This window comes from Bradyrhizobium sp. Arg237L (assembly GCF_029990105.1).
Taxonomy (GTDB): domain Bacteria; phylum Pseudomonadota; class Alphaproteobacteria; order Rhizobiales; family Xanthobacteraceae; genus Bradyrhizobium.
The window spans coordinates 23,436-44,865 of the sequence record NZ_JAQMIL010000056.1 but is presented as its reverse complement, the minus strand read 5'-3'; the positions used below and the strand labels follow the sequence as shown (position 1 = coordinate 44,865).

Annotated in this window: 19 protein-coding genes and 1 pseudogene; 15 read left to right on the top strand and 5 right to left on the bottom strand. The window is 63.4% G+C overall.

Features of this window, described 5'->3' with window-relative positions; genetic code table 11:
* Window positions 1–79 precede the first annotated feature (79 nt).
* Genes OZ411_RS29200 through OZ411_RS29190 form a run of 3 tightly spaced genes read left to right on the top strand, consistent with a single transcriptional unit; the run spans window position 80 to window position 1,628 of the window.
* Complete coding sequence (locus tag OZ411_RS29200; protein WP_130582248.1) at window positions 80–385, top strand: NIPSNAP family protein; 306 nt, start codon at window positions 80–82, stop codon at window positions 383–385.
* Between the two features lie 34 nt (window positions 386–419).
* Window positions 420–770, top strand: a complete 351-nt coding sequence (locus tag OZ411_RS29195) for an antibiotic biosynthesis monooxygenase (protein WP_282530736.1) — start codon at window positions 420–422, stop codon at window positions 768–770.
* Between the two features lie 45 nt (window positions 771–815).
* Window positions 816–1,628 (top strand): isocitrate lyase/phosphoenolpyruvate mutase family protein, encoded by an 813-nt coding sequence (locus OZ411_RS29190; RefSeq protein WP_282530735.1) that lies wholly within the window; start codon window positions 816–818, stop codon window positions 1,626–1,628.
* 65 nt (window positions 1,629–1,693) lie between these two features.
* Here OZ411_RS29190 and OZ411_RS29185 read toward each other — a convergent pair whose 3' ends face one another.
* Window positions 1,694–2,101, bottom strand: coding sequence for a hypothetical protein (locus OZ411_RS29185; protein ID WP_282530734.1), 408 nt, complete (start codon window positions 2,099–2,101; stop codon window positions 1,694–1,696).
* A 388-nt stretch (window positions 2,102–2,489) separates the two neighbouring features.
* Between OZ411_RS29185 and OZ411_RS29180 the strand changes: the two genes are divergently transcribed.
* The 8 genes and pseudogenes from OZ411_RS29180 (at window position 2,490) to OZ411_RS29145 (ending at window position 12,879) form a co-directional block, all read left to right on the top strand.
* Complete coding sequence (locus tag OZ411_RS29180; protein WP_282530733.1) at window positions 2,490–5,981, top strand: indolepyruvate ferredoxin oxidoreductase family protein; 3,492 nt, start codon at window positions 2,490–2,492, stop codon at window positions 5,979–5,981.
* A 212-nt stretch (window positions 5,982–6,193) separates the two neighbouring features.
* Window positions 6,194–7,342: a thiolase domain-containing protein gene (locus OZ411_RS29175; RefSeq protein WP_282530732.1), complete on the top strand. Its 1,149-nt coding sequence runs from the start codon at window positions 6,194–6,196 to the stop codon at window positions 7,340–7,342.
* On the top strand, window positions 7,342–7,731 hold the full coding sequence (locus OZ411_RS29170; protein ID WP_282530731.1) for a Zn-ribbon domain-containing OB-fold protein: 390 nt from the start codon (window positions 7,342–7,344) through the stop codon (window positions 7,729–7,731). The genes OZ411_RS29175 and OZ411_RS29170 overlap by 1 nt, the downstream gene beginning before the upstream one ends.
* A gap of 205 nt (window positions 7,732–7,936) precedes the next feature.
* Window positions 7,937–8,797, top strand: coding sequence for a MaoC family dehydratase (locus OZ411_RS29165; protein WP_282530730.1), 861 nt, complete (start codon window positions 7,937–7,939; stop codon window positions 8,795–8,797).
* A 153-nt stretch (window positions 8,798–8,950) separates the two neighbouring features.
* Window positions 8,951–9,829, top strand: a complete 879-nt coding sequence (locus OZ411_RS29160) for an SDR family oxidoreductase (RefSeq protein ID WP_282530729.1) — start codon at window positions 8,951–8,953, stop codon at window positions 9,827–9,829.
* 105 nt (window positions 9,830–9,934) lie between these two features.
* Window positions 9,935–10,891, top strand: coding sequence for a dihydrodipicolinate synthase family protein (locus OZ411_RS29155; protein WP_282530728.1), 957 nt, complete (start codon window positions 9,935–9,937; stop codon window positions 10,889–10,891).
* A 2-nt stretch (window positions 10,892–10,893) separates the two neighbouring features.
* Window positions 10,894–11,694 carry an NUDIX hydrolase gene (locus tag OZ411_RS29150; protein ID WP_130582262.1) on the top strand — a complete coding sequence of 267 codons (801 nt, stop codon included), beginning with the start codon at window positions 10,894–10,896 and terminating at the stop codon, window positions 11,692–11,694.
* Between the two features lie 280 nt (window positions 11,695–11,974).
* Window positions 11,975–12,879 (top strand): annotated as a pseudogene (locus OZ411_RS29145) (EamA family transporter).
* Between the two features lie 203 nt (window positions 12,880–13,082).
* Here the strand turns inward: OZ411_RS29145 and OZ411_RS29140 are convergent.
* A complete protein-coding gene (locus tag OZ411_RS29140; protein ID WP_282530727.1) occupies window positions 13,083–14,762 on the bottom strand; it encodes a hypothetical protein in 1,680 nt (559 codons plus the stop codon).
* A 263-nt stretch (window positions 14,763–15,025) separates the two neighbouring features.
* On the opposite strand from OZ411_RS29140, the gene OZ411_RS29135 reads away from it, so the two are divergent.
* On the top strand, window positions 15,026–17,707 hold the full coding sequence (locus tag OZ411_RS29135) for a PAS domain S-box protein (RefSeq protein WP_282530726.1): 2,682 nt from the start codon (window positions 15,026–15,028) through the stop codon (window positions 17,705–17,707).
* Between the two features lie 143 nt (window positions 17,708–17,850).
* Here the strand turns inward: OZ411_RS29135 and OZ411_RS29130 are convergent, their stop codons facing one another.
* Window positions 17,851–18,201 (bottom strand): GrlR family regulatory protein, encoded by a 351-nt coding sequence (locus OZ411_RS29130; RefSeq protein WP_028164051.1) that lies wholly within the window; start codon window positions 18,199–18,201, stop codon window positions 17,851–17,853.
* A 361-nt stretch (window positions 18,202–18,562) separates the two neighbouring features.
* On the opposite strand from OZ411_RS29130, the gene OZ411_RS29125 reads away from it, so the two are divergent.
* Window positions 18,563–18,901, top strand: a complete 339-nt coding sequence (locus OZ411_RS29125) for a hypothetical protein (RefSeq protein ID WP_130581703.1) — start codon at window positions 18,563–18,565, stop codon at window positions 18,899–18,901.
* Window positions 18,902–19,045: 144 nt separating this feature from the next.
* On the opposite strand, the gene OZ411_RS29120 is transcribed toward OZ411_RS29125, so the two are convergent.
* On the bottom strand, window positions 19,046–19,432 hold the full coding sequence (locus OZ411_RS29120) for a VOC family protein (protein WP_130581704.1): 387 nt from the start codon (window positions 19,430–19,432) through the stop codon (window positions 19,046–19,048).
* Window positions 19,433–19,690: 258 nt separating this feature from the next.
* Here OZ411_RS29120 and OZ411_RS29115 point away from each other — a divergent pair, with 258 nt between their 5' ends.
* Complete coding sequence (locus OZ411_RS29115; protein ID WP_282530725.1) at window positions 19,691–20,302, top strand: hypothetical protein; 612 nt, start codon at window positions 19,691–19,693, stop codon at window positions 20,300–20,302.
* Between the two features lie 156 nt (window positions 20,303–20,458).
* Window positions 20,459–20,920, top strand: a complete 462-nt coding sequence (locus tag OZ411_RS29110) for a hypothetical protein (protein ID WP_282530724.1) — start codon at window positions 20,459–20,461, stop codon at window positions 20,918–20,920.
* 16 nt (window positions 20,921–20,936) lie between these two features.
* Here OZ411_RS29110 and OZ411_RS29105 read toward each other — a convergent pair whose 3' ends face one another.
* Entirely contained in the window at window positions 20,937–21,329 is a 393-nt protein-coding gene (locus tag OZ411_RS29105) for a hypothetical protein (protein ID WP_282530723.1), read from the bottom strand.
* Between the last annotated feature and the right edge of the window lie 101 nt (window positions 21,330–21,430).

The following is a 21,430-nucleotide window of genomic DNA, read 5'->3' as shown; positions in this document are numbered from 1 at the left end:
AGCAATCCACGTCTCCGCAAGCTGAGAGATGGATTGCTTCGCTCCGCTCGCAATGACGGTGGAGAACTTGGAGCAACCCATGACCATCACCGTGTTCATCCGCTACCAGCTCGATCCGTTCAAGCGCGCGCAGTTCGAGGAATATTCCAGGCGCTGGCTCACCATCATTCCGAGATGCGGGGGCGATCTGATCGGCTACTTCATGCCGCATGAGGGCACCAACAACATCGCCTTTGCGCTGATCTCGTTCGAAAGCCTTGCCGCCTACGAGGCCTATCGCGCGCGGCTGCGCGCCGACGCCGAGGGCATGGCCAACTTCAATTTCGCCGAGGAACAGAAATTCATCCTGGCCGAAGAGCGGACTTTTTTGCGCTCGGTTACGTAGTAGGCTATCGCTTTGGGCAACAAGGGAGGTGCCGATGATCGCCGTGATCTTCGAGGTCTGGCCGAAGCCGGAACTTCGGCAGCAATATTTCGATCTTGCCGCCGAGTTGCGGCCGATCCTGGAGACCATTGACGGCTTCATTTCCGTGGAGCGCTTCGAAAGCCTGACCGAGAAAGGGAAGTTCCTGTCGATATCGTTCTTCCGCAATGAAGCCGCCGTCGAGGCCTGGCGCAATGTGGTGGAACATCGCAGGTCGCAGGCGAAGGGTCGCGCGGTCATCTTTGAGGACTACCGTATCAGGATCGCCAGCGTGGTCCGCGATTACGGCATGAACGATCGCGCGCAGGCGCCCAAGGACAGCCGTGCCGTTCATGAGCCGCACTAGCGCCTGATACGTCTGGTGTCACAAAACATCGAAAAGGAGAGAAACATGCCGGTCACGACTGCTGAGAAGCGCGCTGCGTTCAGGAAGCTGCATGAGAGCGGCTGCTTCATCCTGCCCAATCCCTTTGACGTCGGCAGCGCCCGCGCGCTGCAGCAACTTGGTTTCAAGGCGCTCGCCTCCACCAGCGCCGGCTTTGCCTGGACTATCGGCAAGGCCGACAACCGCGTCACGGTCGATGATGTCGTCAACCATCTGACGGCGCTCTGCGCCGCCGTCGATCTGCCCGTCAACGCCGATTTCGAAGGCGGCTTTGCCGTCGAGCCGGACAAGGTCGCCACCAACGTCGCCCGCGGCGTCAGGACGGGTGTCGCGGGGCTCTCGATCGAGGACTCGACTGGAGATGCGGCAAAGCCGCTGTACGATTCCAGCCTGGCGGTCGAGCGCATCAAAGCCGCACGCAAGGCGATCGACGCCGAGGATAGCGGCGTCCTGCTCACCGGCCGCTGCGAAGCCTTCCTGTGGGGACGGAACGATCTCAACCTCGTCATTGAGCGGCTGCAAGCCTATTCCGCCGCCGGCGCCGATTGCCTCTATGCGCCCGGCATCAAGACGAAGGAAGAGATCGCGGCGGTCGTGAAGGCCGTGCATCCCAAGCCCGTCAATCTCCTGAACGCTTCCGACCTGTCGCTGCAGGAAGCCACTGACCTCGGCGTGCGCCGCATCAGCGTCGGGGGCTCGCTGGCGCGCGCCGCCTGGGCCGGCTTCATGAAAGCCGCACGCGAGATGGCGGAGCAGGGGACCTTCACCGAGCTCGCCCACGGCTATCCTGGCGGCGAGCTCAACAAGATGTTCAAGTAGCGGTTCAAACAGCAAACACGGCGGACAGATCGATGCCCGCCGTGTTTGCGAAAGTGTCGGTCCTCTTACTTGTTGCTATCAGGTTTGGCCGAATGGTCGACGTCCTGGCCGGTCGGATTGGACTGCGGCGGGGTCGGGCGGTTGGTCGCCGCGCCCGTGGTCGTGCCGGGGTCGGTGTTGGCCTTCGGCATGGTCGATGGAGATGCAGGGTTGGCCGGCTGGTTCTGCGCGCTCTGCGACGGCGGCGTCGTGCCGGCATTGTTAACGGACGTGTTGTTCAGGCCATAGAACACTGCGCCAAGCACCACCGCGATCGCAATCGCGAACATCGCGATCTTCGCACCACTGGCTGGGCCCTCGGCAAGCTCCGGATCCGGCTGCAACTCATTGTCCAGTTCGTTGAGACGCGCCTGATGGCGGATCTCTTCCTCGGTCATATTGCCGCGATTAGGGTCATTCGGTTGGTTTGCCATTGGGTTTCCTCCGTTAGCCTAGGTTACAACTCGCCAACGCTCCCTGGCGTTCCCGGGGATCCTGCCTGCTACGCGCCTTCGCCGTCGGAGAATGCACTGCACAAAAACGCGCGAGCGAGAATCGCGCCTCCCGCCTGACGCCATGCCTGCGTCCGGCCATCTATTGCCGGCCCTCGCGGCACCTCACGGCGTTTCGCGCAATACCCCTCCGACGCACGAAGCGAAAACAAACCCGATCATTCGAGGCACGAAATTGCGAACTTCAAGGGCGAGGTGCCAGAGCACAGAATTGTGCTGCGTTGCCTTCGAAAACCGACATAGACTGGTTCTAAAGCGTTTGGATGACTAGCTAAAATCAGTCGTCGCGACCAGGAATACGAGGGCTTAGATGGGAATCAACCAAGGTCCGATCAGTCTCGACCAGAAGTATACCCAGGGCACCGGCCATATCTTCCTGACCGGCATCCAGGCCCTGGTCCGCCTGCCGATGGCGCAGATCCGCCGCGACCGCGCGGCCGGCCTCAAGACCGCTGGCTTTATTTCAGGCTATCGCGGCTCGCCGCTTGGCGGTTACGACCAGCAGCTCTTCGCGGCAAAGCATCACCTCGAGCAGTACAACATCAAGTTCCAGCCCGGCGTGAACGAGGACCTCGCTGCCACCGCGGTCTGGGGCTCGCAGCAGCTCCACCTCTCGCCCGGCGCCAACTACGATGGTGTGGTCGGCATCTGGTACGGCAAGGGCCCCGGCGTCGACCGCTGCGGCGACGTGTTCCGTCACGGCAATGCGGCAGGCTCCGCCAAGCATGGCGGCGTGCTCTGCCTTGCCGGCGACGACCACGGCGCCAAATCCTCCACCGTCCCGCACCAGTCGGACCACGCCTTCATCTCGGCGCTGATGCCCTACCTCTATCCGTCCAGCATCCACGAGATGATCGAGATGGGCCTCTTGGGCATCGCGATGTCGCGCTACTCCGGCTGCTGGGTCGGCATGAAGGTGATCACCGAGACCGTCGAGACCACGGCCGAGATCGACCTCAGCGACGAGATGACGCCGTTCGTGATCCCGACCGATTTCGAGCTGCCGCCGGGCGGGCTGAACATCCGCTGGCCGGACGATCGCTTCGACCAGGATCGGCGCCTGCAAGACTACAAGGGCTATGCGGCGATCGCTTTTGCCCGTGCCAACAAGGTCAACCGCATCACCATGGATTCGCCGAACGCGCGCTACGGCATCATGGCGTCCGGCAAGAGCTATGAGGACATCCGTCAGGCGCTGCGCGAGCTCGGCATTACGCCGGAGATCGCCGCCAAGATCGGCATCCGCCTCTACAAGATCGGCATGCCCTGGCCGCTCGAGCCGGAAGGCGTGCGTAACTTTGCCGTTGGCCTGGAGGAGATCTTCATCGTCGAGGAACGGCGCGAGATCGTCGAGAACCAGGTCAAGCAGGAGCTCTTCAACTGGCGCGACGACGTCCGCCCGCGCATCGTCGGCAAGATGGACGAGCACGAGAAACGCTTCCTGACCTTCGCCGCCGAGCTCAGCGTCGCCTCGCTCGCAAGCTCGCTGACCGAGCGCCTGCTTCGGCTCAATCTCAACCCAGAGATCGCCGAGATGCTGCGTGCCAAGGCCGACTGGTTCAACGGCCGCCAGGCGACGCAAATGCAGGCCACATCCCCGATCGCCCGCGTCCCGTATTTCTGCTCGGGCTGCCCGCACAACACGTCAACAAAGGTGCCGGAAGGCAGCCGTGCCATGGCCGGCATCGGCTGTCACTTCATGGCGCTGTGGATGAACCGCAACACCGAGACCTTCACCCATATGGGCGGGGAGGGCGTGCCGTGGGTCGGCATCGCGCCGTTCACCAACGAGAACCACATCTTCGCCAATCTCGGCGATGGCACCTATTTCCATTCCGGCATTCTGGCGATCCGGCAGGCGATCGCTTCCAAGGCCAACATCACCTACAAGATCCTCTACAACGACGCGGTCGCGATGACCGGCGGCCAGCGCCACGACGGCGACCTGTCGCCGCAGCAGATCACCTTCCAGCTCCACGCCGAAGGCATCCGCGAGATCTACCTCGTCTCCGAAAATCCCGACGCCTATCCGGCCAGCACCATCGCGCCGGGTGTGAAGCTCGCTCATCGCGACGAGCTCGAGAACGTCATGAAGGCGTGCCGCGAGTTCAAGGGCACCTCCGCGATCGTGTTCGTGCAGACCTGCGCCGCTGAAAAACGCCGCCGCCGCAAGCGCGGCCTGATGGAGGACCCGCAGCGCCGCGTTCTGATCAATCCCGCCGTCTGCGAGGGCTGCGGCGACTGCTCGGTGCAGTCGAACTGCATCTCGGTCGAGCCGCTGGAGACCGAATTCGGCCGCAAGCGCACCATCAACCAGTCGACCTGCAACAAGGACTATTCGTGCGTGAAGGGTTTTTGCCCGTCCTTCGTCACCGTCGATGGCGGCAAGCTGCGCCGCCGCGCGCCGCCGGATCTCGGCGCCATCGGTGACCTGCCAGAGCCGGCCACCCGGCCATCGCTGGAGCGTCCGTATAATATCGCGGTCGGCGGCGTCGGCGGCACCGGCGTGCTGACGATTGGCGCACTGCTCGGCATGGCCGCGCATATCGAAGGCAAGGCCAGCATGATCCTGGACATGTCGGGCCTCGCGCAAAAGGGCGGGGCGGTGCTGAGCCACGTCCGCTTGTCCGATCATCCGGCCGACGTCACCTGTTCGCGCATCGTCACCGGCACCGCCGATCTCGTGCTGGCCGCCGACGAGGTGGTCGCCGCGTCGAAGGAGACGATCACGCTCTGCGAACCCAGCCGCACGGCCGGCATCATCAACAGCCATGTGATCCCGACCGCGGATTTCATTCTCAACCGCGACTTCAACTTCCAGGTTCCCAAGGTGAACTCGGTGCTGGAGAACGCCCTGCGCCAGCACTCCGCTTTCTTCGATTTCACCAGGCCGGCTGAAGCCCTGCTTGGCGACAGCATCGCCACCAACATCATGATGATGGGCTACGCCTATCAGAAGGGCCTGCTGCCGCTGTCGGCAGCTTCGATCGAGCAGGCGATCGAGGTCAACGGCGTCTCGATCAAGATGAACAAGGACGCCTTCCAGCTCGGCCGTCTTGCCGCCGCCGATCCGGCGCGGCTGGCCGAGATGATGAAGGACCAGGACGAGCCGGTGGTGCCGAAGACGCTGGATGCCATGACGCTGGACGAGATCATCGCCCACCGCAGCGCCCATCTCACCGCCTACCAGAATGGCAGATTGGCAAAACGCTATCGCAAACTGGTCGACCAGGTGCGCGATGCCGCCACCAAGGGCGGCTATGGCGAAGCACTGCCGCGGGCGGTTGCGATCAACTACGCCAAATTGCTCGCCTACAAGGACGAGTATGAGGTGGCGCGGCTCTACACCGACGGCCGGTTCGAGCACCAGCTTCGCGAGCAGTTCGAAGGCGATTTCAAGTTCAACTTCAACCTCGCGCCGCCGATCTTGGCGCGCGGCGTCGACGCCCAGGGCCGCCCGAAGAAGCGCGCCTTCGGTCCGTGGATGCTGAATGCCTTCCGCGTGCTGGCCAGGCTGCGTTTCCTGCGCGGCACACCGCTTGATATCTTCGGCTACAGCGCCGACCGCAAGCTCGAGCGCGACTTGATCGCAGGCTACGAGAAGGACGTCACGACGGTGCTCGGTCTCCTGTCGCCGGCCACGGTCGAGACCGCAGTCGAATTGCTGTCGCTGCCCGACCGCATCCGCGGCTACGGCCCGGTGAAGGAAAAGGCGGTGCAGGACGCAAAAGCCCGCTACGCCCAACTCGCCGCCGACCTGGCCAACCCGCCGCCGGCCCCGCGCCAGATGGCAGCCGAGTAGGGCACTGCCGTAGGGTGGGCAAAGCGGAGCGTGCCCACCTTTCTTGCACCGAACGTGGATGGTGGGCACGCTCCGCTTTGCCCACCCTACGATTCTGTGCCGCGTCTCCCTCGATGTTTGCTCTCTCGCCGCACGGAATATTTCCGCGCTTGCCAAGGCCTGCCTGACGGTCCAGAAAAACGCTCGCACTAGAAACGCCAGCGGAGAACGAGTTGACCATCAAAGGCAAGGCTTACATTGCCGGCATCTATGAGCATCCCACCCGGCATGCTCCCGACAAATCCACCGCGCAGCTCCATGCCGAGGTCGCCAAGGGCGCGATCGAGGATGCGGGGCTGACCAAGGACGATATCGACGGCTATTTCCTCGCCGGCGACGCGCCCGGCGGGCTCTGGCCGATGGTCGATTATCTCGGCCTCAAGGTACGTCACGTCGATTCCACCGAGACCGGCGGCTGTTCCTATCTGATCCATCTCGGCCATGCCGCGCAGGCGATCGCCGCCGGCAAATGTTCGATCGCGCTGGTGACGCTCGCCGGCAAGCCGCGCACCGGGGTGATGCCGCCGCGCGCCGCCGGCGCCGAGGCCGATTTCGAGTCCGCCTACGGGGCTACCACGCATAACGCCTACGGTATGTGTGCCATGCGCCACATGCACGATTACGGCACCACCAGCGAGCAACTCGCCTGGATCAAGGTCGCCGCGTCCCATCACGCGCAATACAACCCCCACGCGATGCTGAAGGAAGTCGTTACCGTCGAGGACGTGCTGAACTCGCCGATGATCTCCGATCCGCTGCATCGCATGGATTGCTGCGTCGTCACCGATGGCGGTGGCGCGATGATCGTCACCACGCCCGAGATCGCCAAGAGCCTGAAGAAGCCGCTGGTGCGCCTGATCGGCCATGGCGAAGCGATGAAGGGCCCGCGCGGCGGCAAGGATCTCGATCTCACTTATTCCGCCGGCGTGTGGTCCGGCCCGCGCGCTTTCGAGGAAGCGGGCGTGACGCCGAAGGATATCAAATACGCTTCGATCTACGACAGCTTCACCATCACCGTGCTGATGCAGCTCGAGGATCTCGGCTTCTGCAAGAAAGGCGAGGGCGGCAAGTTCGTCGCCGACGGCAATTTGATTTCCGGTGTCGGCAAATTGCCGTTCAATACCGACGGCGGCGGGCTCTGCAGCAACCATCCCGTCAACCGCGGCGGCATGACCAAGATCCTCGAAGCTGTCAGGCAATTGCGCGGCGAAGCGCATCCGAAGGTGCAGGTGCCCAATTGCGATCTTGCGATTGCGCATGGCACCGGCGGCCTGCTCGGCGTTCGCCACGCCGCCTCGACCTGCATTCTGGAGCGCGTGTGATGACTGAAGCGAAGAAATACAATGCGCCGGTGACGAACCCGGAAAGCGCGCCGTTCTGGGAAGCGGCCAAGCAAGGCAAGTTCCTGATCAAACGCTGCACCGCCTGCGGCGAGCCGCATTACTTCCCGCGTTCGATCTGCCCGTTCTGCTTCTCCGACAAGACGGTGTGGGAAGAGAGTTCGGGCGAGGCGACGGTCTATACCTACAGTCTGATGCGAAAGTCGCCGACCGGTCCATATGCGATCGCCTATGTCACGCTGAAGGAAGGCCCGTCGCTGCAGACCAATATCGTCGACTGCGACCTGGACAAGATCAGGATCGGCCAGAAGGTGAAGGTGGTGTGGAAGCCAACCGACGGCGCGCCATTGCCGTTCTTCACGGTGGCCTAAAAAATACCTTCTCCCCTTGTGGGAGAAGGTGGCGCGCATGCAATGCGCGTCGGATGAGGGGTTCTCTCCGCAGGTTCGGTGCTCGCGGGAGCAACCCCTCACCCGAACGAGTTTGTTGCCGGCAGCGGAACTGCCCTCTCCCGCAAGGGGAGAGGGCGCTGTAACGGGCGCCGGCGAAGCGGATATCCGGGGAGGAACGAGAAAAATGCCGATCAATTACGAGCAACTGATGGCCCTGAAAAACCTCGGCCAGAAGTACAGCTACGGCGATCGCGAGGTGATGCTCTACGCCTATGGCATCGGCATCGGCGCCGATCCCATGGACGAGCGCGAACTCGCTTTCGTCAATGAGGCGACGCTGACGCCGCGTCCGCTGAAGGTGGTGCCGACCTTCGCATCGGTGGCGGCCTGGGGCGCCGGCCCCGGGGAGATGAATCTCAATCGCGTCCTCGTCGTCGACGGCGAGCGCGACATCACCTTCCACAAGCCGCTGGCGACCGCCGCAAACATCACTGCTGATTCCAGCGTGCTCGACGTCTTCGACAAGGGCAAGGACAAGGGCGCGGTGATCCGCCACCAGACCATCCTCAGGGATGAGAAGGGCGAGAAGCTGGTCACGCTGGTCGCCTCGCGCTTCGCCCGCGGCGATGGCGGCTTTGGCGGACCGTCCGAGGGCCAGCCCGAGCCGCACAAGGTGCCGGAGCGCGCGCCCGACCGGACCGTCGACATCGCAACGCGCCCGGACCAGGCGCTGATCTACCGCCTCTGCGGCGACCGCAACCCGCTGCACTCCGATCCGGAGTTCGCGAAAAAAGCAGGCTTCCCGCGGCCAATCCTGCACGGCATGTGCACCTACGGCATCACCTGCCGCGGCGTGCTGCAGACCTATGCCGATTACGATCCGTCCGCCTTCAAGCAGCACGTCGCGCGCTTCTCCTCGCCCGTGTTTCCCGGCGAGACCGTGACCATGGATCTCTGGAAGGACGGCAACGTGATCTCGTTCGAGGCCAAGGTGAAATCGCGCGGCGTCACCGTGATCCGCAGCGGCAAGACGGTGCTGGGCTGATGATTCCGGTGGAGGCGCTTTGAGCTGTCTCGTCATGCCCGGGCTTGTCCCGGGCATCCACGTCTTTCTTGCCAATGGCGACAAAGGTCGTGGATGGCCGGGACAAGCCCGGCCATGACGGAGAAAAGGAATAACGAAGCGGGAGAAACAACCATGGGATTACTCGACGGCAAGGTGGCGCTGATCACCGGCGCGGGCGGTGGACTCGGTGAAGCCTACGCAAAACTGTTCGCGCGCGAGGGCGCGGCGGTGGTGGTCAACGATCTCGGCGGCCCGCGTGATGGCTCGGGCGCCGACAAGTCGATGGCGCAGCAGGTGGTGGATGCGATCAAGGCCAAGGGCGGCCGCGCGGTCGCCAATGGCGCCGACATCTCGACGCTGGAGGGCGGCCAGTCGGTGTTCAACGATGCCATCAAGAATTTCGGCCGCGCCGACATCCTCGTCAACAATGCCGGCATCCTGCGCGACCAGACCTTCGCCAAATCGAGCGAGGCCGACTGGGACAGGGTGATCAAGGTGCATCTGAAAGGCACGTTCTGCTGCACGCTGCCGGTGTTCCGATGGATGCGCGAGAACGGCGGTGGCGTCATCGTCAACACCTCCTCGACCTCGGGGCTGATCGGCAATTTCGGCCAAAGCAATTATGGTGCGGCCAAGGGCGGCATCTGGGGCTTCTCCAACGTGCTCGCGATCGAGGGCCGCAAATACAACATCCGGATCTGGACGCTGGCGCCGGGCGCGCTGACCCGCATGACCGCAGACCTGCCCCGCTATAAAGAAAACCCCGGCGCCGCGCTCGACCCGGACGGCATTGCGCCGGCCGTGCTATACATGGTCAGCGACTTGTCGGGCGACCAGACCGGCAAGGTGCTCGGCGTCTCCGGCCCGCGCGGGGTCAGGGAGATGCGGATGATGGAAATGGAAGGCTGGAAGCCGCCGTTCACGGGCTGGAAGGCCGAGGATATCGTCACCCACGCCAAGGACATCTTCTTCTCGGAAGAGCAGATCAAGATGGGCGCGCGGCGGTTTTGAAGTAGACAGTCGTTCCGGGCACGCGCAGCGTGAACCCGGAACCTCGAGATTCCGGGTTCGATGCTGCGCATCGCCCCGGAATGACAAGAGAGGATAGAGGCACGAATGACGAAGCTCACCGCCCAGGCCGCCGGCACCTTTGCGATCGCGCCGACGCCGTTCCATGACGACGGCCGCATCGACGAGCGTTCGATCGACCGGCTCAGCGACTTCTACACCGAGGTCGGCTGCGACGGCGTCACCGTGCTCGGCATCCTGGGCGAGGCGCCAAAGCTCGATGCAGCCGAGGCTGAGCAGGTGGCTGTTCGCTTCATCAAGCGCGCCAAGGATCTGCAGGTGATCGTCGGCGTGTCCGCGCCGGGCTTCGCCTCGATGCGCTCGCTGGCCAAGGCATCGATGGATGCCGGCGCCGCCGGCGTCATGATCGCGCCGCCGCCGCACCTGCGCACCGACGACCAGATCACCGCCTATTTCAAGCAGGCGCAGGAAGCGATCGGCGACGACATTCCATGGGTGCTGCAGGACTACCCGCTGACGCTCACGGTGGTGTTCACGCCGGCGGTGATCCGCAAGATCGTGATGGACTGCCCGTCCTGCGTGATGCTCAAGCACGAGGATTGGCCGGGTCTGGAGAAGATCACCACGCTGCGCAATTTCCAGAAGGACGGCTCGCTGCGCCCGCTGTCCATCCTTGTCGGCAATGGCGGCCTGTTCCTCGATTTCGAGATGGAGCGCGGCGCCGATGGCGCGATGACGGGCTACGCATTCCCCGAACTCCTGATCGACGTGGTCAAGCTCTCCAAGGCCGGCAAGCGCGACGCCGCGCATGATCTGTTCGACGCACATCTGCCGCTGATCCGCTACGAGCAGCAGCCGGGCGTCGGGCTCACCGTGCGCAAATATGTGCTGCAGAAGCGCGGCATCATCGCCTCCAGCGCCCAGCGCAAGCCGGGCGCCGTCATCACGCCGCAGGCGAGGGCGGAGGTCGATTACCTCCTGTCGCGCGTGGCCCGCGTCGACCGCCGCGCCAATCTGCAGCCGCAGTCCAGCGCCGCAGGCTAGCCATGGCCGAGACCGTTACGCCGCGCCCTGCCTCCACCATCCTGCTGCTCCGCGACGCGGCGGCACGGCGGGAAATCGAAATCTTCATGATGGTCCGCCATTACGAAATCGACTTCTCCTCCGGCGCGCTGGTGTTTCCCGGCGGCAGCGTCGACAAGGGCGACAAGGAGATCATCGCCAACCACGCGCTCTATTCCGCCGGCGAGGGGCTCGACGAGAGCGCGCTCAGCTTCCGCATCGGCGCCATCAGAGAAACCTTCGAGGAGAGCGGCATCCTGCTGGCGCGGCCGAAGGGATCGAGCGAACTGGTGGATGCCACCCGCGCCCGCGAGATCGAGCTCGCGCATCGGAGCCGGCTCTGCGAAAGCAAAACCAGCTTCCTGAACGTGCTGGCCGAGACCGGCATGGTGCTGGCGCTCGACGAACTCGTCCCTTACGCGCACTGGATCACGCCGGAAGGCATGCCGAAGCGGTTCGACACCTGGTTCTTCCTCGCCGCGGCGCCTCCAGAGCAGCTCGGTACCCATGACGGCAGGGAATCCACCGATTCGATCTGGGTTTCCCCCCGTGAGGCCTTGGAAGGCGGGGAAAGCGGCCGCTTCAAGCTACCGTTCCCGACCACCCGCAACCTGATCAGGCTAGGCAAGCAGGCCAGCGTCGGCGAGGCGCTGCAGGACAGCCGCGGCAAATCCATCGTCACGGTGATGCCCGTCATGACCAAGACCGCCACCGGCCGCCAGCTCCGCATTCCGCTCGAGGCCGGCTATGACGGCGAGGTCTTCGAGGTCGGCGCCGCCGGCTGAGGGCTTGCACCACCGAACCGCCGTCATGGCCGGGGCATAGCCGTCAATGATGAAGGCGTGGATGCCCGGGACCAGAGCATGATCCGGAAAAGTGGAAACCGGTTTTCCGAAAAGATCATGCTCAAACGAAGAGATGAGATCATGATCCGATTCCGTCTAATCGGATCATGATCTCGTCCGGGCGTGACGACGCCATCCATACTTCGACGCACAGCGAAATATTATGGCTTCCCGGGCCTGTAGGTTTCCGTCCCGATTGAAACAAGACGGAACTCTGCCAATGGACGCCAATCCACGCCAGCCGGCTTTCGAGCTTGTGCTGCTTCTCGCGCTCGCAACGCTGTGGGGCGGGTCCTACACGTTCATCAAGCTCGGCGTCGCCACCATTCCGCCGATCACGCTGATCGCGGCGCGGACGGCGATCGCGGGCATGTTGCTGCTCGTCATCATGGGTTTGCGCGGGGTGCGGATGCCTACCGACCTCACGAGCTGGCGCCGCTTCCTGCTCCAGGCCTGCCTCAACAGCGTCATTCCGTGGCCTGGGGCGAGCGGTTCGTCGAGGCCGGGCTCACGACCATTCTCAATTCGGCCTCGCCGATCTTCACCTTCCTGTTCACGGCGCTGGTCACGCGGCATGAGGCCGCAACACCGCGCAAATTGTTCGGCGTGGTCGCCGGCATGGCCGGCGTCTGCCTGATCGTCGGCGCCGATGCCTTCCACATTTCCGGCGGCGCCGTTCTGGCTGAAATCGCGATCGTTGCCGCCACCATCTGTTATGTCTGTGCGGCGATCTTTAGCCGCGGTTTCAAGGGGCTCGATCCGATGGCGCCGGCGGCGGGTTCGCTGATCTGCGGAGCCACGGTCCTGATCCCGGCAAGCCTGATCGTGGATCGGCCTTGGACACTGTCGCCGTCGGCGAACTCGGTGCTGGCGCTCATCGCTCTGGCGGTGTTCTCCACGGCCTTGGCTTTCGCGATCTATTTTCGTCTGATCCAGACACTCGGTTCGGTCGGCACCACCGCGCAGGCCTATTTGCGCGTGCCGATCGGTGTCGCCCTCGGTATGGCCTTGCTCGGCGAGCGGCTGACCTCGACGGCGTGGATCGGGCTTGCCTGCGTCGTAGCCGGCGTTGCCGCCATCACGATCCCGGCGCGGAAACAGGCCGCGGTCACGATTTCGTCCTGACGGCGCACCGCGGTTGCCGGCCGAGCGTCCAGGCTCCGGCCGGTGAACTCGCCGATTCCACAATCGAGCAGCCGGCGAGGGGCTCGACGAGAGCGCGCACAGCTTCCGCATCGGCGCTATCAGAGAAACCTTCGAGGAGAGCGGCATCCGAGGTCGGCGCCGCCGGCTAATCGCGGGCGGCGCGCCTATTCAGCCTGGACAGACTATGTGGGCCTCTTAATGGAGAAGTCTCCGCAGACGTAATTCCAATTCGTCAGCACCTTGTTGATCCATGCTCGGTCCGAAGAAACGATCAATCCAGTGATGTTTTTCGAATCTGTGCCGAACATTGGCTTCATTGCGAGTACGCTTTCGAACGATACGGTGGTGTCATCATTCTTGGCCTTGAAGACGAGAAAAATGGATGACGCCCCGTCGATGAACAGCCCTGTCGTGTCTTTCGCTTCTTCGTAACATCCGAAACGGATGTATCGTCTCTCAGGAGGAGGCTGAGTATTTTCGTCAGTGAGCTTGCTAATAAGATCAAAGCGTTTGTAAGAACCGCTGCCGCCAACTACCAGATCCGACGTCTTGTCGACGACTGCAATATCTTCGGCAAGAAGATTGGTGAGATGGTCGACCGCTTGCCGAGGATGCGGATTGTTGCGTGCATATTGCGCGAGGGATATGACGAGATCATCGACCTTGGAAGCGATCACGCTAAATTTTGGTTGAGTGCTGCTTGGATCGACGGCAAGATTTCGCTCAACGTCCTCCTGGCTGAATTTCTGCTCAGCCTGAAAATCCTTCCAGATTAGACTATCCTGATTTTTGCGGCTCGTAATTGCCATCGCGTAAGGGCGCGAAAGGCATTGCACTGTCTGGTCGTTGTCGATGCCGGCCTTGCCGGCAAGCGCAATCATTCCATAGGCAATATCGAGAGTGTTGCGGAAACCAAGGTCCGAGATCCCAAGACGGGCAGCACGGCAGCTTTGCTTGAGCTTGGTTGCGTCAATCTTGTCTGGCGCAGCCTTCACCTGAGCGCGAAGATCGTCGCGGAAGCTTGGATTTCTGTCCAGCACGATCGATTCGATTGATCGGATCGTCACACTAACGGCAGCGTAGTCGGTGACGTAGCTGTAAGTCCCCGTCCGCAAAACATCCACCGGTCTCGTTTGAGTACTTCCCGATTTCAGCGCGCCGAGCAACTTGCTGAAAGGGTCGGCCGCGGATTGCAGGTTGGTGATCTTCGACGCGATTTCGGTCGGCAGGGCTTGCCCTGTGAAGAACGAGAACAGCGGCGAAACGATGCCGAGCAGACCGGATACAAACTGCCCAAGCGGGCCGCCGGCGGGATCGTCGCTTTCGTTCTTCACTGCGACCAAAGTGAGTTTCGAGCCTGCGACAAGGAAGTCCTTCTTGCAGTGCCGATAGTCGTACGACGTCCAGTCTTTGCTGCTTGCGCTATAAGCCTGAACCGCTCCGACCGCATCGCTCGGGAGCTTGTCCACGGCGGGAGTGCCGGTGCCGACAGATTTTGTAATCAACAGTAGAAGGCTGCGTGTCTTGCCGGTCCATGCGTTCGTCACGCCCTCAAGCGATCCGCCACGTGGAGAGCATCGGACCTCAACGGCGTAAAGGCCGAGACTTTGAACCTTCGGATTTTTCGATGAAGGCCTGGTCCAATCAACTTGATCTTCCCAAGCGGCACTGACAGGCGTAGCGACGGTAAGAAAACTCAACAACGATAGCAACTTCGCAAAACGATGCCCCATAAAATCCCCCACTATCAAAGATTGCACGACTAGCAGGCGCAATGGTCGGATGCAAGTTGCCGCCTGCCAAACGATCGTTTCGTCTTGTTGCCTTCGTTTGATTTGCGCGTGGTCTGCGCCGATGAGCAACGTTAGGTTGTGTCGCGCGCCGATGGAGTCGCTGCTGTTCGATTTCGCGGCTGGCCCGTCTCCACGGCACGCGGCCTCCGCGTCTGCAGGCCGCGCCGTTCAAGAGCGGTATCCCGCTGGCCGGCTTCTTCAACGTGCTTATCGGTGGGGCCGCGCGAGGTGCTGGAGGGGGCGTAAAGCCCCGCTTTGGGGCTCGGCCCCCGTTCCCACGGGGCCGAATTACGTCGTATATTGGGGGCGATTTCAGCCTGGCCCCCCTTAGCATGACCTCCGAATTGCCGCCGAATCCGCCCCAGAAGCGACCGTTCGCGCTGTCGATCGGTCAGCTTACCTTCGGCAGCTTCCTGCTGGTGCTGGCAGTCATCATCATCACCTCGACCGCCAGCGTGATCGCGATCCGTCACATCGACGCCACCTTCGGGGAGCTGCAGCGGCTGCAGAGCGTCGGCGACCTGGCCGAGGATATCGACCGCCGGATGAACGAGCTCCGGCTTGCGGCGCGCGACTTCGTCACCGATCCCGGCACGCAGACGATCCAGGTCGGCGAGGCCGCCAGCGCCCTGGGCGATGCGCTGAAGAAGACCAGGATCGAGCTTGCCCCCGAGCAGCAGGACATGATCGACGGCGTGACCGAGCGCCTCGCCACCTACCGCGGCGGCATCGAGCGCATCTCGGCGCTGATCAACCGCCGCGCCGAGTTGATCATCGGCCTGCCGCCCTTGCGCGACGCCTTCGAAAAGGCGGTGGCCGAAAGCTCCGATCCCGCCACTGCCTCCATCCTGTTGCAGACCCAGGGCCGCATCGCCACCGCGCTGCTCGCCCACAACCCGTCCGCGGCCGAGCAGGCGGCACAGAGCATGCGGTCGATGACCATCGCCGACCCGGCGCTGCGCACGGCCGTGAACGATTACGCCGACGCGGTCGTCGCAATATCGATCCGGGAACGCCAGATCGCCGATATCGACCGCGAGGTGCTGGGCACCGAGGGACGGCTGATCCAGCGCGTGACCGAGCTGTTGCGTGAGCTCAGTTCGCGCCGCGGTCACGTCCTGTCGCGGGATTTCGCGCGCACGCTCACCGAGGCGAAATGGCAGAGCATCGTGCTCGGCTCGGCCGGCGTGCTGATCGGGATCTTCGCCGCGCTGCTCGTGGTCCGCCGCACCGTGCGGCCGCTCGCCTCGATCACCAAGTCGATCCGCGCGGTCGCAGCCGGCGAGAAGAGTGCGTCGATCCCGGCGACCGACGTCGACAACGAGATCGGCGAGATCGCCCGCGCCGCCGAGGTATTCCGGAAGACGCTGGTCGATGCGGATACCGCGCGCGAAGCAGCGGTGCGCGCGCTCGCCGAGCAGCGGCTCGCAGAAGAGAGCTATCGCAAGCTGTTCGAATCTTCCATCGACGGAATTTATGTGACGACGCCGGGCGGCGCGCTGCTCAACGCCAATCCGGCGCTGGCGTGGATGATGGGCTACGCCACGCCGCAGGACCTGATCAACGGCATCGACGACGTTGCGTCCAATGTCTATGTCGATCCGGCCGCGCGCACCCAATACCAGCGGCTGATGGACCGCGACGGCATGGTGCGCGACTACGAATATCAAGTCCGGTCCCGCAGCGGCACGGTGCTATGGCTGTCCGACAGCGCGAGCGCGGTGCGCGACGAGAAAGGCGAGGTGATCCGCTACGAAGGCACGGTGCGCGACATCACCGACCAGAAGCGAGCCGAAGACGCGATCGCCGAAGGCCGGCGTTTGCTGCAGATGGTGATCGACACCGTTCCGGCGGTGATCAACGTCAAGGACCGCAATCTGCGCTACGTCCTGATGAACCGCTACATGGCCGGCATTTTCGGCATCGAGCCGCACGAGGCGCTCGGCCATACCACCGGCGAGCTGATGGCGCGCTATGGTGCTGCAAAGACCGATGAGAACGACAAACGGGTGCTGTCGGGGCGAACGGAGCTCGGCTTCTACGAGGAAGAGTACAAGGACGTCGCCGGCAACATGCGGCAATGGCTGGTCAACAAATTGCCGATCCTCGACATCAATGGCGAGATCGAGAACATCGTCACGGTGGCGCTCGACATCGGCGAGCGCAAGCGCAGCGAGCATGAGATGCGGAAAGCGCGCGACGCCGCGGAGGCGGCGCTACGCAATTTGCGCGAGACGCAGAACTCGCTGATCGAGGCGGAAAAGCTCGCGGCCCTCGGACGGCTGGTCGCGGGCGTCGCGCATGAGGTCAACAATCCCGTCGGCATCAGCCTCACGGTCGCCTCAGCGCTCGAGCGCAAGGCGGCGACCTTTGCCGCGCAGGTCGAGCGCGGCGAGCTTCGGCGTTCGAGCCTGAACGATTTCCTTGCCACGACGAGCGATGCGTCCTCGCAGCTCGTCGCCAACCTCAACCGCGCCGCCGAGCTGATTCAGTCGTTCAAGCAGGTCGCCGCCGACCGCAACTATTCCGATCAGCGCAACTTCGATCTCGGCGATCTCACCGAGCAGGTGGTGATGAGTCTGAGGCCGGGCCTGCGCAAGCACAATCTGACGCTCAACGTCGATTGCCAGCCGAACCTGATCATGAATTCCTATCCCGGCCCTTATGGCCAAGTGCTCACCAATCTCTTCCTCAATTCGGTCGCGCATGCCTTTCCCGACGGCAAGCCGGGTATCGTCGACATCCAGGTTCGCGCTTCCGGCAGGGACAATGTCGAGGTCATCTTCTCCGACAATGGCTGCGGCATGTCGCTCGACGTGCGCCGCCGCGCCTTCGATCCGTTCTTCACGACGCGCCGCGACCAGGGCGGCACCGGCCTCGGGCTTCACATCGTCTACAGCATCGTCACCACGCGCTTAGGGGGCCGTCTCGATCTCGACTCCGAGCCCGGCGGCGGCACCCGCATCCAGATCATCCTGCCGCGCGTCGCCCCCGTGGAGCAGGCGGCGGAGTAAGCTCTCTCCACACGAACGGCGCCGTAGCCCGGGTGGAGCGCAGCGCAACCCGGGGCCGCTCGTACACGCGGATGCAGCCGTCCCGGGTTACGCGTTCCGCTTCAGCCGGGCTACGATCTACGCCAATCAGACGACGTGATGCGCTAATCGATATCCACGAGCTTGCGCAGCGTGGCGCCGAAGATCTGGCTCGCTTTGCCGACGAGCGCGGTTCCACTCATGGTCGCCTGCGTGGCGGTGAAAGTTCCGGTGACGCCGATGCCGACCGGCGCAGGTCCGCCGAATAGCGGGTTATCGCTGTCGCGCGGCGTGGTGTGTCGCTGCACCAGCACTTCGCCTTTGAAGGTGTTGCCTTTCACGGTGTAGGTGCCGGTGTAATAGAGATAGGCATCGCCGCCGACAATCTGGCCGTCGCGAAACACAATCACCCCGCTGCCCTTGCCGACGCGTCCGTCGAGCAGAGTGACGTGAATGGAATACAGGCCGTTTCTCATAGTGCCCCGCGGCCGGCCACCTTCGCCCAAGGCCGGTTCGGAATTTATGCCGAAGCAGCATGCGCGGCGCAACGCGTCAGGTTGACCATGCGCCGCTCAATGCCGTGCGAAACCGAAATGATTCCATTGGTGCGCGACGTCTCGATGACGACGTTGTGGCTGACGGCGCTTGGCGAATCAAGTTGGCCCGCGAAATGCATAACATTTGTTGGCACCGGCCGGCGGGTGCAGGAGCGAGAGACAGGTGACGAACTGGATCGATTCCGGCCGCATTTTCGCGCGCCTACGCGCAGAGCTGACAGGTTCCATCCGTGAAATTACGGACCATCGTCGAGCGGTCCGCCTCAGAGTCCCACTCACATTGAGTCTTGTCGCGTTGTTGTCGGTGACGGCCGTAAGTCTCGGGCATGCGCGCGATCCCGACGGCCGTTACGCCAATTCGCCGCTCAAGCAATGGTTCGACAGTTTGAGGAGCGGGAAGGGGCCGTGCTGCTCAGATGCTGATGGCACGGCGGTGAGTGACGTCGATTGGGAATCCAAGGACGGACATTATCGCGTGCGCATCGACGGCGAATGGATCGACGTGCCCGATGATGCTGTGATCACCGAGCCGAACCGCTACGGCCGCACCATGGTGTGGCCGATCCGCGGTTATCTCGGGCTGCAGATCCGTTGCTTCATGCCGGGCAGCATGACGTAGATCATGATCCGATTGAATCGGATCATGATCTCATCTCTTTTTTGAGCATGATCTCCGCGCAAACGCTGGGCGTTTGTCGCGAGGGAAAACCGGTTTCCACTTTTCCGGATCATGCTCTAACCGTTCGACGCGCACGTCGTACGGTCAGGCATATTTCTTGTCGCGCTCCAGGAGCTCGATCGAGATGCCCTGCGGGCCGCGGATGAAACAGATGCGCACGCCGGGGCGGATCGTGGTCGGCTCCTTCGTGAACGCGACGCCCTTCGCCTTGATCTCGGCAGCGACAGCGTCGATGTCTTTCACCGCCAGTCCGAAATGGTCGAGGCCCTGATAGGGCGTCACCGGCGGCGCGTTGACGCCGTCGCCTGGTGTCACCGGCGCGATGAACACCTTGGCGCCGCCGAGCTGCACGTCGATGCGGCCGGGATTGCGGATGATCTCGCCACCCAGCACGTCTCGAAGCCACGCCGCGGTCGCTTCGGGATCGGGGGTGCGCAGGTGGATATGGTCCCAGGTAACCTCTATCGGCATTTCATCTCCCATCTTTCTCGACGCACGTGAGATCCGTTGCTGCGGCAATCTATCGGCTCGGAATCCACAAGGCCATCCTGTCGCAGGCACTGCGCCGCATTTTTGCCGGGGAGACTTGGAACTGTAGCGTCGGTGGACGGTTAATCGACTAGCGGTGGTCTCCGTACAGCGGTGCGTCGCTTTCAAGCCGTGCGGTGATGCGCCGGAGCGGTTTTGCGTGCAGGCAGGAAGCGCTGTCACGCGGGTGAGGACATGGCCATGGGCATCGGCAGGTGGTCGTTTCGCGGCTTTGCGGCTAAGCTGATTCTGCTCGCCGTTCTCGCCATTGCCGGATTTGCTGGATGGCTGATGCTCCCCGATCCCAGCGACGCGAATAACAAAGCGGTCGCCGTGGCGGCGCCCCCGACTTCTCAGCAGGATGTCGCCTGGCTCGAGAAGACGACTGCGCCCACCGAGGAGGCGGCTGCCCCGGTCGAGCAGGCCGCGCCGGTCGAGCAGGCGACCGCGCCGGCTGAGAACGCAGTGGACGATGAGGTGCCGGCCGCCAGCACCAACGAACCCTTCACGGTCGAGCGGGCGCCGATCGACGGGCTGACGATCTCCCGCCAGTTCTGGCGCCGCGGCGGCCTCGGCTCGAAAGCGCTGGTCTGGCTAACGCTGCGCAACGCCAACCGCTATCCGGTCAAGGATATCGAGATCGCCTGCGCCTTTGCCCGCGCCGACGGCACGCATCTCACCGACCGCCGGCGCGTGATCAGCGACACCATCAACATGAAGAGCCGCAAGACCTACGCCGGCATGCTGGTCGGGTTCGTGAACATCAATGCAAATAAGGCAAAGTGTTCCCTGGTCACGGCCAGCCGCGCCTGACACAGCGTCCCGAAAAAGTGAACGCTTCGGTTGAACCCGTAGCGTGTGACCAGGAACTAACTCCCTATATCGCTATTAGGCGAATAGACCGCGTCATCGCGCGGGGGAGCAGTTTCGATGTTGGTGACGCGTTATTTCCTGTACGTCGGCGGGGCGTTGTTCGCGCTGTTATATGCAGTTGACGCCCTGGTCCCGCAGGACGCTGCCACGACAAGCCATAGCGCGCCCGGCATCGACAAGTCGACCGTCCGCATCCAGTCCGCCCAGAAGCTGCCGGAACGGGTGGTTTTCGACACCAGCCTCCCGACCATCGTGCCGCCAGCCCCCGCCACCCAGATGGCTGCCGCACCGCTTCCGCCGGCGCCGGGTGCCGGGTCGTCGGTTGCCCAGGCCCGCGAGACCTTCGCCCAGTACGTTCCGGCCGACGCCAAGAAGCATGAGCCGCAGGCGCCGAAGAGGCATAAGGTCGCCAGGGCGCGGGCCTACCAGCCGATGTACGCGGGTCAGCCGATGTATATGGGCCAGCAGCCGATGTTCATGGGCCAGCGGCCGATGCGGGTGGCGCAGCAGTCGCGTTTCGGCTTCTTCGGCGGTGGGCCGGCCTGGGGCACCTGGTAACCGGATTGCAGCCGGATTACTGCGGCAGCTTCGGAATCTTGTCGGCAAAGCCGTTGTAGCAGGTGAGCCGCTCGTCCTCTTCCTTCACGAACCGGCACTCGCTGACGGCTTTGGCCGCGGCGGGCTTCGGCTTGGGCTGCGGCGCGAAGACCTCGTCATAGCAATTGAGCCGCTCCTTGGTGCCGTCATCGATCTCCTGGCATGCCTGGAGCTTCTGGGCGACCGATGGCTGCTTGGCCTTCTCGCCCTTCTTTGCCGCCGGCTTCTTGGCGCCGACCTGCATCAGGGGCTTGTCGCCGACCATGGGCTGATTGGCGGGGTCCGCTGGCGCGGTCGTCCCTTGAGCCGTACCTTGGGCGAGCGCGGCGGCCGGACACAGAAGCGCCAGCGCGAGGATGATCTTTCTCATATCGAATTGTCCGAAATGGCGTGACCGGAGAGGGCGCCCGAACAGATCGAGCCGGACCGCTGGAATCGCCCCAAAACCTAACGTTGTTTACTCGCGCTTGC

Coding starts and splice junctions, on each gene's coding strand:
- OZ411_RS29200 (WP_130582248.1), top strand. CDS start 80: ATGACCATCACCGTGTTCATCCGCTACCAGCTCGATCCGTTCAAGCGC.
- OZ411_RS29195 (WP_282530736.1), top strand. CDS start 420: ATGATCGCCGTGATCTTCGAGGTCTGGCCGAAGCCGGAACTTCGGCAG.
- OZ411_RS29190 (WP_282530735.1), top strand. CDS start 816: ATGCCGGTCACGACTGCTGAGAAGCGCGCTGCGTTCAGGAAGCTGCAT.
- OZ411_RS29185 (WP_282530734.1), bottom strand. CDS start 2,101: ATGGCAAACCAACCGAATGACCCTAATCGCGGCAATATGACCGAGGAA.
- OZ411_RS29180 (WP_282530733.1), top strand. CDS start 2,490: ATGGGAATCAACCAAGGTCCGATCAGTCTCGACCAGAAGTATACCCAG.
- OZ411_RS29170 (WP_282530731.1), top strand. CDS start 7,342: ATGACTGAAGCGAAGAAATACAATGCGCCGGTGACGAACCCGGAAAGC.
- OZ411_RS29165 (WP_282530730.1), top strand. CDS start 7,937: ATGCCGATCAATTACGAGCAACTGATGGCCCTGAAAAACCTCGGCCAG.
- OZ411_RS29160 (WP_282530729.1), top strand. CDS start 8,951: ATGGGATTACTCGACGGCAAGGTGGCGCTGATCACCGGCGCGGGCGGT.
- OZ411_RS29155 (WP_282530728.1), top strand. CDS start 9,935: ATGACGAAGCTCACCGCCCAGGCCGCCGGCACCTTTGCGATCGCGCCG.
- OZ411_RS29150 (WP_130582262.1), top strand. CDS start 10,894: ATGGCCGAGACCGTTACGCCGCGCCCTGCCTCCACCATCCTGCTGCTC.
- OZ411_RS29135 (WP_282530726.1), top strand. CDS start 15,026: ATGACCTCCGAATTGCCGCCGAATCCGCCCCAGAAGCGACCGTTCGCG.
- OZ411_RS29130 (WP_028164051.1), bottom strand. CDS start 18,201: ATGAGAAACGGCCTGTATTCCATTCACGTCACTCTGCTCGACGGACGC.
- OZ411_RS29120 (WP_130581704.1), bottom strand. CDS start 19,432: ATGCCGATAGAGGTTACCTGGGACCATATCCACCTGCGCACCCCCGAT.
- OZ411_RS29115 (WP_282530725.1), top strand. CDS start 19,691: ATGGGCATCGGCAGGTGGTCGTTTCGCGGCTTTGCGGCTAAGCTGATT.
- OZ411_RS29105 (WP_282530723.1), bottom strand. CDS start 21,329: ATGAGAAAGATCATCCTCGCGCTGGCGCTTCTGTGTCCGGCCGCCGCG.